This is a genomic window from Citrobacter sp. XY323 (genome assembly GCF_025106035.1).
Taxonomy (GTDB): Bacteria; Pseudomonadota; Gammaproteobacteria; order Enterobacterales; family Enterobacteriaceae; genus Citrobacter; species Citrobacter braakii.
The window spans coordinates 14352-30258 of the sequence record NZ_JANYUK010000008.1 but is presented as its reverse complement, the minus strand read 5'-3'; the positions used below and the strand labels follow the sequence as shown (position 1 = coordinate 30258).

The 15907-nt window shown below is 54.7% G+C and carries 15 protein-coding genes; 10 read left to right on the top strand and 5 right to left on the bottom strand.

What is annotated here, in order from left to right; translation table 11 throughout:
* Genes N0B36_RS12565 through hycI form a run of 6 tightly spaced genes read left to right on the top strand, consistent with a single transcriptional unit; the run spans nt 1 to nt 4840 of the window.
* The gene (locus N0B36_RS12565) at nt 1-924 is read left to right on the top strand and encodes a respiratory chain complex I subunit 1 family protein (protein ID WP_046274832.1); all 924 of its coding nucleotides are present in this window, start codon (nt 1-3) and stop codon (nt 922-924) included.
* Nucleotides 925-941: 17 nt separating this feature from the next.
* Nucleotides 942-2651 carry a formate hydrogenlyase subunit HycE gene (gene hycE, locus N0B36_RS12560; protein ID WP_016154186.1) on the top strand — a complete coding sequence of 570 codons (1710 nt, stop codon included), beginning with the start codon at nt 942-944 and terminating at the stop codon, nt 2649-2651.
* A gap of 9 nt (nt 2652-2660) precedes the next feature.
* On the top strand, nt 2661-3203 hold the full coding sequence (gene hycF / locus N0B36_RS12555; protein WP_016154185.1) for a formate hydrogenlyase subunit HycF: 543 nt from the start codon (nt 2661-2663) through the stop codon (nt 3201-3203).
* Nucleotides 3203-3970 carry a formate hydrogenlyase subunit HycG gene (gene hycG / locus N0B36_RS12550; RefSeq protein ID WP_003037388.1) on the top strand — a complete coding sequence of 256 codons (768 nt, stop codon included), beginning with the start codon at nt 3203-3205 and terminating at the stop codon, nt 3968-3970. The genes hycF and hycG overlap by 1 nt, the downstream gene beginning before the upstream one ends.
* The gene (locus N0B36_RS12545; protein ID WP_003037385.1) at nt 3967-4377 is read left to right on the top strand and encodes a formate hydrogenlyase maturation HycH family protein; all 411 of its coding nucleotides are present in this window, start codon (nt 3967-3969) and stop codon (nt 4375-4377) included. The genes hycG and N0B36_RS12545 overlap by 4 nt, the downstream gene beginning before the upstream one ends.
* Nucleotides 4370-4840, top strand: coding sequence for a hydrogenase maturation peptidase HycI (hycI, locus tag N0B36_RS12540; RefSeq protein WP_016154183.1), 471 nt, complete (start codon nt 4370-4372; stop codon nt 4838-4840). The genes N0B36_RS12545 and hycI overlap by 8 nt, the downstream gene beginning before the upstream one ends.
* Nucleotides 4841-4914: 74 nt before the next feature.
* Here the strand turns inward: hycI and N0B36_RS12535 are convergent, their stop codons facing one another.
* Nucleotides 4915-5154: a SymE family type I addiction module toxin gene (locus tag N0B36_RS12535; protein ID WP_016154182.1), complete on the bottom strand. Its 240-nt coding sequence runs from the start codon at nt 5152-5154 to the stop codon at nt 4915-4917.
* 269 nt (nt 5155-5423) lie between these two features.
* Here N0B36_RS12535 and N0B36_RS12530 point away from each other — a divergent pair, with 269 nt between their 5' ends.
* A complete protein-coding gene (locus N0B36_RS12530) occupies nt 5424-5888 on the top strand; it encodes an OB-fold putative lipoprotein (protein ID WP_259688207.1) in 465 nt (154 codons plus the stop codon).
* 76 nt (nt 5889-5964) lie between these two features.
* Here the strand turns inward: N0B36_RS12530 and N0B36_RS12525 are convergent, their stop codons facing one another.
* Nucleotides 5965-7389 carry a 6-phospho-beta-glucosidase gene (locus tag N0B36_RS12525; protein WP_016154180.1) on the bottom strand — a complete coding sequence of 475 codons (1425 nt, stop codon included), beginning with the start codon at nt 7387-7389 and terminating at the stop codon, nt 5965-5967.
* Between the two features lie 22 nt (nt 7390-7411).
* Nucleotides 7412-8866 carry a PTS cellobiose/arbutin/salicin transporter subunit IIBC gene (gene ascF, locus N0B36_RS12520; protein ID WP_046274835.1) on the bottom strand — a complete coding sequence of 485 codons (1455 nt, stop codon included), beginning with the start codon at nt 8864-8866 and terminating at the stop codon, nt 7412-7414.
* 264 nt (nt 8867-9130) lie between these two features.
* On the opposite strand from ascF, the gene N0B36_RS12515 reads away from it, so the two are divergent.
* The 3 genes from N0B36_RS12515 to hypF all read left to right on the top strand — a co-directional run bounded on the left by N0B36_RS12515 (nt 9131) and on the right by hypF (nt 13170).
* The gene (locus N0B36_RS12515) at nt 9131-10144 is read left to right on the top strand and encodes a LacI family DNA-binding transcriptional regulator (protein ID WP_259688446.1); all 1014 of its coding nucleotides are present in this window, start codon (nt 9131-9133) and stop codon (nt 10142-10144) included.
* A 145-nt stretch (nt 10145-10289) separates the two neighbouring features.
* Entirely contained in the window at nt 10290-10835 is a 546-nt protein-coding gene (gene hydN / locus N0B36_RS12510; protein ID WP_003037366.1) for an electron transport protein HydN, read from the top strand.
* Nucleotides 10836-10929: 94 nt separating this feature from the next.
* Nucleotides 10930-13170 carry a carbamoyltransferase HypF gene (gene hypF / locus N0B36_RS12505; RefSeq protein ID WP_259688206.1) on the top strand — a complete coding sequence of 747 codons (2241 nt, stop codon included), beginning with the start codon at nt 10930-10932 and terminating at the stop codon, nt 13168-13170.
* 110 nt (nt 13171-13280) lie between these two features.
* Here the strand turns inward: hypF and norW are convergent, their stop codons facing one another.
* Nucleotides 13281-14414 carry an NADH:flavorubredoxin reductase NorW gene (gene norW, locus N0B36_RS12500; protein WP_259688205.1) on the bottom strand — a complete coding sequence of 378 codons (1134 nt, stop codon included), beginning with the start codon at nt 14412-14414 and terminating at the stop codon, nt 13281-13283.
* Entirely contained in the window at nt 14411-15859 is a 1449-nt protein-coding gene (gene norV / locus N0B36_RS12495) for an anaerobic nitric oxide reductase flavorubredoxin (RefSeq protein WP_016154175.1), read from the bottom strand. The genes norW and norV overlap by 4 nt, the downstream gene beginning before the upstream one ends.
* Nucleotides 15860-15907 lie beyond the last annotated feature (48 nt).

Here is a 15907-nt window from a genome sequence, read left to right as displayed (position 1 = left end):
ATGAGTGTTTTATATCCGTTAATTCAGGCGCTGGTGCTGTTTGCCGTTGCGCCGCTGCTGTCCGGTATTACCCGCGTGGCACGTGCGCGTTTGCACAATCGCCGCGGTCCGGGCGTTTTGCAGGAATACCGCGACATTATCAAACTGCTGGGCCGTCAGAGCATTGCGCCTGCGGACTCCAGTTGGGTTTTCCGCCTGACGCCGTTTGTGATGGTGGGTGTGATGCTGACTATCGCCACCGCGTTGCCGGTAGTGACCGTTGGCTCACCACTGCCGCAACTGGGCGATCTGATCACCTTAATTTACCTGTTCGCCATCGCCCGCTTCTTCTTCTCTATCGCTGGCCTGGATACCGGTAGCCCGTTTACCGCTATTGGCGCCAGCCGCGAAGCGATGCTCGGCGTGCTGGTTGAACCTATCCTGCTGCTGGGTCTGTGGGTTGCGGCGCAGGTTGCTGGCTCAACGCATATCAGCAATATCGCCGATACCATTTATCACTGGCCAGCTGCACGCAGCATTCCGTTGATTCTGGCGCTGTGCGCCTGTGCTTTCGCCACCTTTATCGAAATGGGCAAACTGCCGTTCGATCTGGCAGAGGCAGAGCAGGAGCTGCAGGAAGGTCCATTGACCGAATACAGCGGCAGCGGTTTTGCGGTGCTGAAATGGGGCATTAGCCTTAAGCAACTGGTCGTTCTGCAAATGTTCGTTGGCGTGTTCCTGCCGTGGGGACAGATGGAAACCTTCACCTCGGGTGGGCTGCTGCTGGCACTGGTAATTGCCGTCGTCAAACTGGTTCTCGGCGTGCTGGTCATCGCCCTGTTCGAAAACAGCATGGCGCGTCTGCGTTTTTGCGCCACTTCACGCGTGACCTGGGCCGGTTTTGGGTTTGCGTTTTTAGCGTTCGTCTCCTTGCTGGTGGCGTGATTTAAGAGAGTTTGAGCATGTCTGAAGAAAAATTAGGTCAACAATATCTCGCGGCGCTGCACCAGGCCTTCCCGGGCGTCGTGCTGGATGAAGCCTGGCAGACCAAAGATCAGCTGACGATCACCGTCAAGGTGAACTACCTGCCGGAAGTGGTGGAGTTCCTGTACTACAAACAGGGCGGCTGGTTGTCCGTGCTGTTTGGTAACGACGAACGTCAGCTGTGTGGTCATTATGCCGTGTACTACGTGCTGTCGATGGAGCAGGGTACCAAGTGCTGGATTACCGTGCGCGTTGAGGTCGATGCCAATAAGCTGGAGTTCCCGTCCGTCACGCCGCGCGTGCCTGCTGCGGTCTGGGGCGAGCGCGAAGTGCGCGATATGTACGGTTTGATCCCGGTTGGTTTGCCCGATGAGCGTCGTCTGGTACTGCCGGATGACTGGCCGGACGAACTCTACCCGCTGCGTAAAGACAGCATGGATTATCGCCAGCGCCCCGCGCCGACTACCGATGCTGAAACCTACGAGTTCATCAACGAACTGGGCGACAAGAAAAACAACGTGGTGCCGATTGGCCCATTGCACGTCACCTCTGATGAACCCGGTCACTTCCGTCTGTTTGTTGACGGCGAGAACATCATCGACGCCGACTACCGTCTGTTCTATGTCCACCGCGGCATGGAGAAGCTGGCGGAAACCCGCATGGGTTACAACGAAGTGACCTTCTTGTCCGACCGCGTGTGCGGCATTTGCGGCTTTGCGCACAGCACCGCCTATACCACCTCCGTCGAGAACGCGATGGGCATCGTCGTGCCGGAACGTGCGCAGATGATCCGCGCCATTCTGCTGGAAGTTGAACGCCTGCACTCGCACCTGCTGAACCTCGGCCTGGCCTGTCACTTTACCGGTTTTGACTCCGGCTTTATGCAGTTCTTCCGCGTGCGTGAAACTTCCATGAAGATGGCGGAGATCCTCACCGGGGCACGTAAAACTTACGGTCTGAACCTGATCGGCGGTATTCGTCGTGATCTGCTGAAAGAGGATATGATCCAGACCCGTCAACTGGCGCAGCAGATGCGTCGTGACGTGCAGGAACTGGTCGATATGCTGCTCAGCACGCCGAACATGGAACAGCGTACCGTAGGTATTGGTCGTCTGGATCCGGAAATTGCCCGTGACTTCAGTAACGTCGGCCCGATGGTGCGCGCCAGCGGCCATGCGCGTGACACCCGCGCCGATCACCCGTTTGTGGGCTATGGTCTGCTGCCGATGGAAGTTCACAGTGAGCAGGGTTGCGACGTTATTTCTCGTCTGAAAGTCCGTATCAATGAAGTCTACACCGCACTGAATATGATCGACTTTGGTCTGGACAACCTGCCAGGCGGCCCGCTGGCTGTGGAAGGTTTTACCTACATTCCACACCGCTTTGCGCTGGGCTTTGCTGAAGCGCCGCGCGGGGATGACATCCACTGGAGTATGACTGGCGACAACCAGAAACTGTATCGCTGGCGCTGTCGCGCGGCGACTTACGCCAACTGGCCGACGCTGCGCTACATGCTGCGTGGCAACACCGTTTCCGATGCCCCGCTGATTATCGGTAGCCTCGATCCTTGCTATTCCTGTACCGACCGTATGACCGTGGTCGATGTGCGTAAGAAGAAGAGCAAAGTCGTGCCGTACAAAGAACTTGAGCGCTACAGCATCGAGCGTAAAAACTCGCCGCTGAAATAAGGAATCGCCATGTTTACCTTTATCAAAAAAGTCATCAAAACTGGGGCGCCGACATCGTCGTATCCGCTGGAGCCGATTGCGGTCGATAAAAACTTCCGTGGCAAACCGGAACACAATCCGCAGCAGTGCATTGGCTGTGCGGCCTGTGTGAATGCGTGCCCGTCGAACGCGCTGACGGTAGAAACCGATCTGGTCACCCATGAGCTGGCGTGGCAGTTCAACCTCGGCCGTTGCATCTTCTGCGCCCGCTGCGAAGAAGTCTGCCCGACGGCGGCAATCAAGCTGTCGCAGGAGTATGAACTGGCGGTGTGGAAGAAAGAGGATTTCCTGCAGCAGTCCCGCTTTGCGCTGTGTAATTGTCGCGTATGTAACCGCCCGTTTGCGGTACAAAAAGAGATCGATTACGCCATTGCGCTGCTTAAGCACAACGGTGACAGCCGTGCGGAAAACCACCGTGAAAGCTTTGAGACCTGCCCGGATTGTAAGCGCCAGAAATGCCTGGTGCCGTCTGACCGTATTGAACTGACTCGCCATATGAAAGAGGCCAGCTGATGAGCAATTTATTAGGCCCACGTGACGCCAACGGTATTCCGGTACCGATGACGGTGGATGAATCCATTGCCAGCATGAAAGCGTCGCTGCTTAAAAGCATCAAGCGTTCAGCGTACGTTTACCGTGTGGACTGCGGCGGCTGCAACGGCTGTGAAATCGAAATCTTCGCTACGCTTTCTCCGCTGTTTGATGCCGAACGTTTTGGTATCAAAGTTGTACCATCACCGCGCCATGCGGATATCCTGCTGTTTACCGGCGCGGTAACGCGTGCCATGCGCTCTCCGGCGCTGCGCGCCTGGCAGTCTGCGCCAGATCCGAAAATTTGTATCTCTTACGGTGCCTGCGGTAACAGCGGCGGTATCTTCCACGACTTATACTGCGTATGGGGCGGCACGGATAAAATCGTACCGGTGGATGTGTATATTCCTGGCTGTCCGCCAACGCCTGCGGCTACGCTGTACGGTTTTGCAATGGCGCTGGGTCTGCTGGAACAAAAAATTCACGCGCGTGCGCCAGGTGAACTGGACGAACAGCCGGCTGAAATTCTGCATCCGGATATGGTTCAGCCGCTGCGCGTGAAGGTGGATCGTGAAGCACGCCGTCTGGCGGGCTACCGCTACGGTCGCCAGATTGCTGATGACTATATGACCCAGTTAGGGCAGGGCGAGCATCAGGTGGCGCGCTGGCTGGAAGCGGAAAACGATCCGCGTCTGACCGAGATCGTCACGCATCTTAATCATGTTGTCGAAGAGGCGCGTATCCGATGAGTGAAACGGTGGTGTTCAGTCAACTGAGCCGTAAGTTTATTGATGAGAACGATGCAACGCCCGCTGAGGCGCAGCAGGTTGTCTATTACAGCCTGGCGATTGGTCACCACCTTGGGATCATCGATTGCCTGGAAGCGGCGTTAACCTGTCCGTGGGATGAATATCTGGCGTGGATTGCCACGCTTGCCGAAGGCAGTGAAGCCCGCCGGAAAATGGAAGGCGTGCCGAAGTACGGCGAGATCGTCATCGACTTCAACCATGTGCAGATGCTGGCGCGCGCGTTCGATGATGCGCGTGCCGTGCAGACCCCGCAGCAGCAGGAGTGGAGCAAGCTGATGCTTAGCATGCTTCACGATATCCACCAGGAAAGCGCCATCTATCTGATGGTGAGGAGACATCGTGACTGACGTTTTATTATGTGTGGGTAACAGCATGATGGGCGATGACGGCGCGGGGCCGCTGTTGGCCGAAATGTGTGCTGCAAATCCTCAAGGTCAATGGGTTGTCATCGACGGCGGTAGCGCGCCGGAAAACGACATCGTCGCCATCCGTGAGTTGCGTCCGCAGCGTCTGTTGATTGTGGATGCCACCGATATGGGGCTAAATCCTGGTGAAATCCGCATTATCGATCCTGATGATATTGCCGAGATGTTCATGATGACCACCCACAACATGCCGCTGAACTACCTGGTCGATCAGCTGAAAGACGACGTTGGCGAGGTGATTTTCCTTGGCATTCAGCCGGATATTGTCGGTTTTTACTACCCGATGACACAGCCGATCAAAGATGCGGTAGATACCGTCTATCAGCGATTAGCCGGGTGGGAAGGACACGGTGGGTTCGCTGAATTAGAGGCACCGGAAGCCTGAGCCTGAGGGCACTGAATACCGGATGGTGTGTCGCATTACCACCATCCGGATAACGTCGACACCCTCGAAACAGACTATTCACCTGCTTGTTCAATAATTAATTTCCCCTGCGTAACCGATACTTTTACCGACGTGCCCGTTGGGAACCCCGCCTGTTCCAGCCAGTCTCCGTTCATCGTAAGTGAAGCATGGCGGCTTATACGTCGTGTAAAACCGGTTTTGCGATCTTCATGCCGTACTCTGACATAGCTGACTTTAAAATGACGTAATGGCTTGTTGATAACCGCTTCGGCATTACCATTTTTACCAGACATAAACACTCCCTTGTTACGAATAAAACGATGGAAAACTACTGAATAAAATGCCAGTAAAAAGGCGGGAGGGCAAACCCGAAACTGGAAGGCAGATCCAGAAAATAGAATGCAAATAATGAAAGGATGAGAAGTTGATAATAGTTGGGGGGAATATTCTCTTCTTTTACTAATACGGGAGTTATATTATATTTCGGCGTTGTTCAGGGAGGTTATATACTCGAATTATTTAGAATTTGAATATATGGGAAATTAATATACAGGAGTTATTTATGCGTTCAGGTATTCGTTTGGTAAATTTAATTATTATTTCCTCTCTTCTTAGCGGGTGCGAGACGGCGGCTGACGCGTTCTTCTCTGCGGGAGACCAATTATTTCAACCGGGGGAGTCATCAGCTGCGTCAATGCCAACCTTGTCCGTCGCTGATTTTATCGCGCCCTATACCTTAAATCCTGTTAAAGCCAATAAGGACTATCTTGGTGAATGGGTGAAGCTGCGGGGCGTGGTCATTGATATTCGTAAGGTTAATGGTATTTCCAATGCTTATTCTTATCTTGTCAGCCTGAAAGACGAAAATAATAAAACGAACAACGTGATTCAGTTCCAGTTTGGCTCCCATAATAGTACGAATGTTGAGTCATTACAGATTGGCCGGAGCGCGACAATTATTGGTCAGGTCCACGCGTTGGGCGAAGCGCCTTTGCCGCTGCTGCAAAATCCTAAAGTTGTACAATAAAAATGATAACAGACAGCGGGTATATATATTCTGAATAATACGTGTTGCCGGATGGCGGCGTCATCCGGCAACATTGTTATTCCAGATCGGTCCCGTTACTCGCAATCACTTTCTTATACCACCAGAACGATTTTTTGCGTTTACGCGCTAACGTGCCGTTGCCCGCGTCATCGCGGTCCACATACACAAAACCGTAGCGTTTGCTCATCTCACCGGTTGAGGCTGAAACCAGATCGATACAGCCCCAGGTGGTGTAGCCCAGCAGCGGCACGCCATCCTCAATAGCATCTGCCATGGCGCGAATGTGCTCGCGTAAATAGCTAATGCGATAGTCGTCATTGATTTCGCCGTTAGCATCGATCTCATCTTTCGCCCCCAGCCCGTTTTCCACCAGAAACAACGGCTTCTGGTAGCGGTCATACATCATATTCATGGTGATGCGCAGACCGAGTGGGTCGATGCCCCAGCCCCATTCGCTGGCGGCAATGTACGGATTACGCAGCGACTTCACCACGTTAGCGGCGCTGGTATTGCCAGTATTCATTTCAGCGGAGGCGCAGCGCGATGCGTAATAGCTAAACGAGACGAAATCGACGGTGTTTTTCAGGATATCGTCATCTCCCGCCGCTTTTTCTATCACCACGCCTTTTTCGCGAAACACACGGGCAGAGTAAGCGGGGTAAGCCCCGCGCGCCTGCACATCAATAAAGAACAGGTTTTCGCGGTCTTTTTCCAGCGCGGTCCACACATCTTCCGGTTTACAGGAATAAGGATAAAAATTACCGCCCGCCAGCATACAGCCGACCTGGTTTTGCGGATTAATTTCATGGGCAATTTTAGTTGCCAGGGCGCTGGCAATCAGTTCGTGGTGGGCGGACTGATATTTCACCTGATCCTGATTTTCACCTTCTTCAAACACCAGTCCGGCGCCAGAAAAAGGGCTGTGCAGCATAATGTTGATTTCGTTGAACGTTAGCCAGTACTTCACCAGACCGTCAAAGGCCTCGAAGCAGGTACGGGCGTAGCGGGTAAAGAACTCCACCATTTTGCGGTTACGCCAGGAGCCATACTCGCTGACCAGATGCATCGGCACATCGAAGTGACACAGCGTAACTAACGGCTCAATACCGTATTTTTTACACTCGGCAAACACGGCCCGGTAAAACGCGATACCCTCTTCATTAGGCGTCAGCTCGTCGCCGTTGGGGTAGAGACGGCTCCAGGCAATGGAAGTACGAAAAACCGTAAACCCCATTTCCGCCATCAGCGCGATATCTTCTTTATAGCGATGATAAAAGTCGATTGCCTGATGGCTGGGATAAAATTCGTCATCCCGCAGCGTAAAGCGTTTTTCCTGACCCAGTTTGACGGCCATGCGGTTTGTGCCGTGGGGGATCATATCGACGGTGGTCAGCCCTTTGCCGCCTTCCCGGTATGCCCCTTCAGACTGGTTGGCGGCCAGTGCGCCGCCCCATAAAAATCCTTGCGGAAAAACAGACATAGTTAACCTCAGTTCATACCAGTCAAATGCTGGCTCTATTGATATTGCCTGGTTGCGCGGCCTGGTTTTTTCTGGCCTGCGCGGCTGCATCTTCGACGGGAATATCTTCAAAGCCGAGAAGCAGTGTTAATACAAAGGAAAGCACGACCGCCAGCGCCATCACGCCAAACACCCAAACGATGGTCATCGGATTGGCTGGATCGAAAAACTGTACGCTGGTGAACAACCCTGGAGCCGCCATGGAGTGGCTCGCCAGTCCGGCCATTCCGGCAACGGCACCGCAGATAAAGCCGCTGATAAGACTCGCAATCAGTGGGCGTTTCAGGCGGATCGCCACGCCATACAGCGCGGGTTCGGAAATGCCTGCCATGATGGCCGAGGCGGCTGCCGCTAACGCCGTCTGACGCAGTTCCGGGTTTTTGGTTTTCCATGCCACTGCCAGCGATGAACCGCCCAGCGACAAATTGGCGCCAATTTCTGACGGCATCACCATGCCTTCTTTTCCGGTTTCGGCAATGGTCTGAATAATGGTTGGCGTGAAGACGCGGTGCATACCGGTCATCACCAGCAGCGGCCACAATGCGCCCATAATGGCCACCGACAGCCAGCCGAGATAGCCGTGAATGGTATAAACCAGCGCTGAAATTGCACTACCGATCCAGATACCGATCGGGCCAATGATGACGATGGCGAGTGGGGCGGCGATCAGCACGATTAGCATCGGTTTAAGGAAGTTTTTGGTTACCGCCGGAGTGATGCGATCGACCCAGCGTTCGATGTAGGACAGACACCAGGTCATGACCAGCGCCGGGATCACCGTGTAGGTGTATTTCACCGCCGTCACCGGGATCAGGGCAAACTCAACGTGCTCACCCTGCGCGGCCTTCGCCATCAGTTCGATGAAGCTGGGATGCACCAGTACGCCAGCGATGGCGATTGCCAGCGACATGTTGGTTTTGAATTTTATGGCTGCTGAGGCGGCGACCATCAGTGGCAGGAAGAAGAAGGCGCCGTCGCCGATTACGGTCAGAATAGTGAGCGTGGACGATCCTTTCACCAGCACGCCGGTCATTTCGAGGATCATTGCCAGCAGCTTGAGCATTGATCCGCCGATAATAGCCGGGATCAACGGGGACATTGTGCCGATCAGCGCGTCGAGGATCCCCGCGCCAATCCGTTTCAGCGTCAGCCGAGGTTTGGTTTGCGGCTCTGCAGGTTGCATATTGGCAGGTAACAGGCTGACTACCTCGCGATACGCCTGCGAAACGGTGTTGCCGATGATCACCTGGCACTGGTTATCGCTGCGCACCACGCCGAGCACGCCAGGGAGCGTCTTCAGCGTCGTGCTGTCGACCTGCGAGTCATCTTTGATAACGAAACGCAAACGGGTCATACAGTGGGTCACTGCTGTGATGTTGTCCACGCCTCCCAGAGCCGTCACAACCGAGCGCGCCAGCGCTGCATAATTTTTGGACATCGGATTTAATCCTGTTTTATCAGTAGAGTACGTTATGTTTTATCCGTTCACGTTGGTCGCTTTTCTGGGTTGATGAAACGCAGATAGGAAACCGGTTCCACAAAATCATGTTTAAATTACACGTAATGGGCAAGGTTTAATTTTGATCGTTTTTTATAATTGTGACTCCGATCACCAGATGTCAGCGTTTGCAATTGAGCAGCAAGGACAGCGGCGAAACGGTGCAGTACACTGCGTCACATTGAGAGAAAAGGGATGAGTAATATGACCACGATGCTGGAGGTGGCGAAGCGTGCCGGGGTGTCAAAAGCGACGGTTTCCCGGGTGCTTTCCGGGAATGGCTATGTCAGCCAGGAAACCAAAGACCGCGTGTTTCAGGCCATTGAAGAGAGTGGGTACCGCCCTAACTTGCTGGCACGCAGTCTGGCAGCGAAAACTACGCAGACGCTGGGTCTGGTGGTAACTAACACCCTTTATCACGGCGTCTATTTCAGCGAACTGCTGTTTCATACCGCGCGGATGGCGGAAGATAAGGGACGCCAGTTGTTGCTGGCTGACGGTAAGCACAGCGCAGAGGAAGAGCGTCAGGCGATCCAGTACCTGCTCGACCTGCGCTGTGACGCGATTATGATCTATCCGCGTTTTCTTAGTGTGGATGAGATAGACGATATCATCGACGCCCACGCCCAGCCGATTATGGTGCTTAATCGGCGGCTGCGGAAAAATACCAGCCACTGCGTGTGGTGCGATCAAAAGCAAACCAGTTTTAACGCCGTTACTCAGCTCATTGCCGCCGGGCACAAAGAGATTGGCTTTATTACTGGCTCGATGGATTCGCCTACCGGCGTGGAGCGACTTTCAGGCTATAAAGACGCGCTGGCACATCATGGCATTCCGCTTAATAATGATTTGATTGTTAAAGGGAAATGGACGCCAGCCTGCGGCGCAGCGGGAGTCGATACTTTGCTTTCGCGTCAGGTCAATTTTACCGCGCTGGTGGCCAGCAATGATGATATGGCGATCGGTGCGATGAAGCAGTTGCACGCGCATGGCGTGCGCGTCCCTGCTCAGGTGTCGGTGATTGGCTTCGATGATATCGCTATCGCGCCATACACTATTCCGGCGCTTTCCAGCGTCAAAATCCCGGTAACGGAAATGATTCAGGAAACGATAGGTCGCCTGATCTTTATGCTGGATGACGGGGCGTTTACGCCGCCAAAAACCTTCACCGGTGAACTCATTCAACGCGACTCTGTTGCGCCGCTCGTTTTGCGCTGACGGCTGTCATTTGTCATCGTCACTAGTGACGATGACACGGTTTCTCTGCATTCAGCAAAATAAAAAACCTTTAATAACAGTCAATTAAATTCTGGCACGATTTATGAATGCTTCGGCAGATAATCTGTCATTGCTGGAGAAATTGATGAACCGTTTCATCATTGCAGACGCCAATAAATGCATTGGTTGCCGTACCTGTGAAGTGGCCTGCGTGGTATCCCATCAGGATAACCAGGACTGCGCATCGCTGACCCCTGAAACCTTTTTACCCCGCATTCACGTCATCAAAGGCGTTAATGTCTCCACGGCGACGCTGTGCCGCCAGTGTGAAGACGCGCCGTGCGCTAACGTCTGTCCGAACGGTGCAATCAGCCGTGATAAAGGCTTTGTCCACGTGATGCAGGAGCGCTGCATTGGGTGTAAAACCTGCGTTGTGGCTTGCCCTTATGGCGCAATGGAAGTGGTCGTGCGTCCGGTTGTTCGTAACAGCGGGGCAGGTCTGAACGTCCGGGCAGAAAAAGCCGAAGCCAATAAGTGCGACCTGTGCCACCATCGTGAGGCCGGCCCTGCCTGTATGGAAGTCTGCCCGACTCACGCGCTAATTTATGTGGATCGCAATAAGCTTGAGCAACTGAGCGCTGAAAAACGCCGTCGCGCGGCGCTGGATTCCACGGCATCTTTGCTGTTCTGATATCTGAAAATCCGCGTAAAATACGTGCCGGATAAGGCGAAGCCGCCATCCGGCAAACGGACATTTCAGGGATACAATACCGCGGGAATTCATCATGACAATAAACAACCACTCCGGCGTACAGCTGCGTATTCGCGGTAAGGTACAGGGCGTCGGATTTCGCCCCTACGTCTGGCAACTGGCGCAGCGGTTACAGTTACATGGCGATGTGTGTAACGACGGTGACGGTGTGGTTGTGCGTATACAGGAAGATCCGGCAGAGTTTATTGCGCAGTTGCATCAACACTGCCCGCCGCTGGCGCGCATTGACAGCGTTGAGAGCGAACCGTTCGCCTGGACGCAGCCGCCTGCCGATTTCTCGATTCGGCAAAGTGCTGGCGGCACGATGAATACGCAAATCGTTCCGGATGCCGCGACCTGTCCAGAATGTCTGGTTGAAATGAACACCCCCGGTGAACGCCGCTATCGTTATCCCTTTATCAACTGCACCCACTGTGGCCCGCGCTTTACGATTATCCGCGCCATGCCCTACGATCGCCCGTTTACCGTGATGGCGTCATTCCCACTCTGTGCGCAATGCGATAAAGAGTATCGTGATCCGTACGACCGTCGCTTCCATGCCCAGCCCGTTGCCTGTCCGGCATGCGGTCCCCACCTCGAATGGTTTAGCGCGGGTGAGCGGGCGGAGAAAGAAGAGGCGTTGCAGGCGGCAGTATCGCGCCTGAAAGCGGGCGGTATTGTGGCCGTTAAAGGGATTGGTGGGTTTCATCTGGTGTGCGATGCACGAAATGATGACGCCGTAGCGCTGCTCAGGCTGCGCAAACACCGTCCGGCAAAACCTCTGGCAGTGATGCTGCCCGGTGATGACGGACTGCCTGAACCCGCTCGTCGTTTGCTGACAACCCCAGCCGCGCCGATCGTGTTGGTGCAGAAACGCTATGTCGCAGCATTGAGCGAGGGCATTGCGCCAGGGTTAACGGAAGTGGGCGTCATGCTGCCAGCGAATCCGTTGCAGCATTTGCTCTTACAAGAGATGAATTGTCCGTTGGTAATGACCTCCGGCAATCTCAGCGGCAGACCGCCCGCTATTACCAACGCGCAGGCGCTGGAAGATTTACACGAAATTGCCGATGGTTTCCTGCTGCATAACCGCGAAATTGTGCAGCGGATGGATGACTCTGTGGTACGCGACAGTGGGGAGATGCTGCGTCGTTCACGGGGTTACGTGCCGGATGCGGTGGCGCTGCCGCCAGGATTTCACGACGTGCCGCCGATGCTTTGCCTGGGCGCAGATCTGAAAAATACCTTCTGCCTGGTGCGTGGTGAACAGGCGGTTATTAGCCAGCATTTGGGCGATCTCAGCGATGACGGCATTCAGCAGCAGTGGCGTGATGCGCTGCGCCTTATCCAGAACATTTATGACTTTACGCCGCAGCGTATCGTGCATGATGCACACCCTGGTTATGTTTCCAGCCAGTGGGCCAGCGAAATGAATCTGCCAACCGAAACGGTGCTGCATCACCATGCGCATGCCGCTGCGTGTCTGGCCGAGCACGGCTGGTCGCTCGACGGTGGTGACGTGATTGCCCTGACGTTAGACGGTATCGGCATGGGGGAAAACGGCGCGCTGTGGGGGGGAGAGTGTTTGCGGGTCAACTATCGTGAATGCGAGCACCTTGGCGGCTTACCGGCGGTAGCGCTGGCGGGGGGCGATCTGGCGGCAAAACAGCCGTGGCGCAATTTGCTCGCGCAGTGCCTGCGCTTTGTTCCTGACTGGCAGCGCTACCCGGAAACATCGGTGCTGCAACATCAAAACTGGAACGTGCTGGCGCGCGCCATTGAGCGGGGGATTAACGCACCGCTGGCGTCATCGTGCGGACGGCTGTTTGATGCCGTTGCCGCCGCGCTTCAATGTGCGCCGGAATCGCTGAGTTATGAAGGTGAGGCGGCCTGCGCGCTGGAGGCGATGGCATCGCAATGTGCTGGCGTTGAGCACCCTGTCACGGTGCCGCTTGATGGCAATCAGCTGGACTTAGCGGTTTTTTGGCAGCAATGGCTGACCTGGCAGGCCAAACCTGCCGAAAGAGCGTGGGCGTTTCACGACGCGCTGGCGCGTGGGTTTGCTACCCTGATGCGTTTGCAGGCCGAAGAGCGGGGGATTAAGACGCTGGTATTCAGCGGAGGTGTGATGCATAACCGCTTATTGTCAGCCCGGCTGGCGTTTTATCTGCATGATTTTACCTTACTGTTCCCACAGCGTTTACCGGCGGGCGACGGCGGGTTGTCGTTGGGGCAGGGCGTGATTGCCGCGGCGCGGGCGTTGGCGCAAAAATAAAAAAAGCCCCGGGACTGGCGGGGCAAGAACAACAGGTCGGGGCATACCGACAAGTGGCAACGCACATCCATGTGCGTGAGGTTAATAAATCAAGCAACGGTATTCTGTACTTACACGGGCAGCGTTTTCAGCAGCGCAAAGGCCTCTTTCATGCGGTCTTCGCTGACGACAAAGGCACATAGCTGGCCTGCGTCGTTCATCCCTCTGGCCACCATCCCTTGCGCTTCGGCGGCAATATGCCAGTTCAGATCGCGGCGCTGGGTTTCCCCAGCCAGATGCAAGGGTAATTCCGGCGTTTTGACTTTTACCAGCATGGCAGGCAACTTCAATGGCGCATTGCCGCCGAGCAGGTTTTTCGCCAGATACATGGCGCTCAGCTGAATCGGTTGCAGGAATGGGAGTACCTGACCGTTAATTTCTGCACAGTCGCCGAGGGCATAAATGTCCGGGTGGCTGGTTTGCAGGTAGCTGTCGACGCAGACTCCACGATTGATGTTCAATCCGGCGCGACGCGCCAGCGCGGTTTCAGGGCGCAGACCCGTAGCGGCGATCACCGCATCGACTTCTACGCTGCGGCTACGATCGAGCGTGGCGCGAATCCCCGACTCCGTTTTCTCCAGCCCCTGAAGCTGCGATTTCAGCAGCAGGTGTACGCCCATATCGGTCAGACGATGCTGTAAGCGACTGCTTACTTCTGGCGGCATCAGCGAAGCCAGAATGCTGGCGGCGTTGTCGATAAGCGTCACCGCTTTACCAGCACGACAAAAATCCATCGCCAGTTCGCTGCCAATCAAGCCGCCGCCGACAATCAGCACCCGTTGGGCGTCACGCAGTTGTGTTTCACAGGCGCGATACTCTTGTTGGCTGTTCAGTGTGAGCATTAACTCACGTCCGGTAATCGGCGGTACGAAGGCAGATGCTCCCGTCGCCAGCACCAGTTTGTCGTATGGCCACTGTTGCTCCTGGCTTTTCACTACGTGAGCATCGGCATCGATGTCGGTTACCCAGGTGTGCGGGAAGAGGCGCAAATTAAACTGTTCGGCAAACTCCCCCGCCGACTGGCGGGTGAGGTCGTCTGCACGTTGCGACTGACTGATAACATGGCTGAGATCGGGCTTGTTGTACTCATCCATACTGTCTGCAGCAATCAGGGTCAGCGGGACATTTGCATCCTGCTTACGGATATTTTTGACTAACTGGCGGGCGGCGAAGCCCGAACCAATAATGACAATTCCGCAGCTCATTTTGCCTCCGTTGCCAGTACGTCAAAGACGTCTTTACCTAATGAACATTCCGGGCACAGGAAGTTATCCGGCACGTCGCTCCACGGTGTTCCCGGCGCGACATCCTGCAACGGTTCACCTTTTGCCGGGTCGTAAATCCACTGGCATACGCTGCACTGCATGCTTGGACCAAGATCAGCGGCAGCCGCAGCGGCACAGGCGCACTCTTCCTCTTTGGTTGCCGTTTTGACGATTGTTTCCGGCAGCGGAGCAAGCGCCCACTGACGTGCGATTTCACGGCCATGCTGGCGACACAGTTCCAGCGCGTCCAGATCCGGACGCCATTTCGCTTTCAGACTCAGCGACATCTCGAAACCGGCATCCTGCAAGCGTGTGGACAAACGGTCTACCGCACCGCCGCTCCAGCCGTGTGAACCAAAGGCGCTGGCGCGTTTGTTACGAAAACGCAGGCCGGTCATCTCTTCTACCAGACCGGCGATTTTTGGCATCATTACGTTGTTCATCGTTGAAGTACCAACCAGCACGCCTTTAGAGCGGAAGACGTTAGTCAGGACTTCGTTTTTGTCGCTACGGGCGACGTTAAAGATTTTCACCGCCACGTTCGGGTCAACTTCGTTGATGCCCTGGGCAATGGCGTCCGCCATCATGCGGGTGTTGTTGGACATGGTGTCGTAGAAAATGGTGATACGGTCTTCCTGATAGTCAGCCGCCCATTTCAGATACATTTCAACGATTTGTGTCGGGTTGTCGCGCCATACCACGCCGTGGGAAGTGGCAATCATATCCACCGGCAGGTTGAAGCCGAGAATCTCAGTGATTTTCGGTGTAACCAGACGGCTGAACGGCGTCAGGATGTTGGCGTAGTAACGCTGGCACTGTTCGAACAGTTCGGTCTGGTCAACTTCGTCGTTAAACAGACGTTCATCACAGTAGTGCTGGCCGAAGGCGTCGTTACTGAACAGCACCGCATCGCCGGTCATGTAGGTCATCATGCTGTCAGGCCAGTGCAGCATCGGCGTTTCAACGAAGATCAGCTGCTTACCGTTGCCAATGTCCAGCGAGTCGCCGGTTTTCACCACGTTGAAGTTCCACTCCGGGTGATGGTGGTGCCCGTTGATAGAGTCAATAGCGTTGGCTGTGCAGTAAATTGGCGTGTCAGGGATGCAGGACATCAGCTCAGTCAGCGCACCGGCATGGTCCTCTTCCGCGTGGTTAATGATGATGTAGTCGATATCTGCCAGGTCAATTTCACTGCGCAGGTTCTGCACGAATTCACGGCTAAACTTGTGGTCTACTGTATCGATCAGGACATTTTTTTCTTCACGGATGAGATAGCTGTTGTAGCTGCTACCGCGCAGCGTTTTATATTCAGTCCCGTGGAAATCACGAACTTCCCAGTCACGTTGGCCAACCCAATGAATGTTATTTTTAACCAGAATAGACATAGCAACCTCAGTAATTAATTCAGCGTTTTTCTAAAAAAGATGTTTTGC

Coding starts and splice junctions, on each gene's coding strand:
- norV (WP_016154175.1), bottom strand. CDS start 15,859: ATGTCTATTCTGGTTAAAAATAACATTCATTGGGTTGGCCAACGTGAC.
- hydN (WP_003037366.1), top strand. CDS start 10,290: ATGAACCGTTTCATCATTGCAGACGCCAATAAATGCATTGGTTGCCGT.
- hycF (WP_016154185.1), top strand. CDS start 2,661: ATGTTTACCTTTATCAAAAAAGTCATCAAAACTGGGGCGCCGACATCG.
- N0B36_RS12535 (WP_016154182.1), bottom strand. CDS start 5,154: ATGTCTGGTAAAAATGGTAATGCCGAAGCGGTTATCAACAAGCCATTA.
- hycG (WP_003037388.1), top strand. CDS start 3,203: ATGAGCAATTTATTAGGCCCACGTGACGCCAACGGTATTCCGGTACCG.
- norW (WP_259688205.1), bottom strand. CDS start 14,414: ATGAGCTGCGGAATTGTCATTATTGGTTCGGGCTTCGCCGCCCGCCAG.
- ascF (WP_046274835.1), bottom strand. CDS start 8,866: ATGTCCAAAAATTATGCAGCGCTGGCGCGCTCGGTTGTGACGGCTCTG.
- N0B36_RS12565 (WP_046274832.1), top strand. CDS start 1: ATGAGTGTTTTATATCCGTTAATTCAGGCGCTGGTGCTGTTTGCCGTT.
- N0B36_RS12545 (WP_003037385.1), top strand. CDS start 3,967: ATGAGTGAAACGGTGGTGTTCAGTCAACTGAGCCGTAAGTTTATTGAT.
- N0B36_RS12530 (WP_259688207.1), top strand. CDS start 5,424: ATGCGTTCAGGTATTCGTTTGGTAAATTTAATTATTATTTCCTCTCTT.
- N0B36_RS12525 (WP_016154180.1), bottom strand. CDS start 7,389: ATGTCTGTTTTTCCGCAAGGATTTTTATGGGGCGGCGCACTGGCCGCC.
- hypF (WP_259688206.1), top strand. CDS start 10,930: ATGACAATAAACAACCACTCCGGCGTACAGCTGCGTATTCGCGGTAAG.
- N0B36_RS12515 (WP_259688446.1), top strand. CDS start 9,131: ATGACCACGATGCTGGAGGTGGCGAAGCGTGCCGGGGTGTCAAAAGCG.
- hycE (WP_016154186.1), top strand. CDS start 942: ATGTCTGAAGAAAAATTAGGTCAACAATATCTCGCGGCGCTGCACCAG.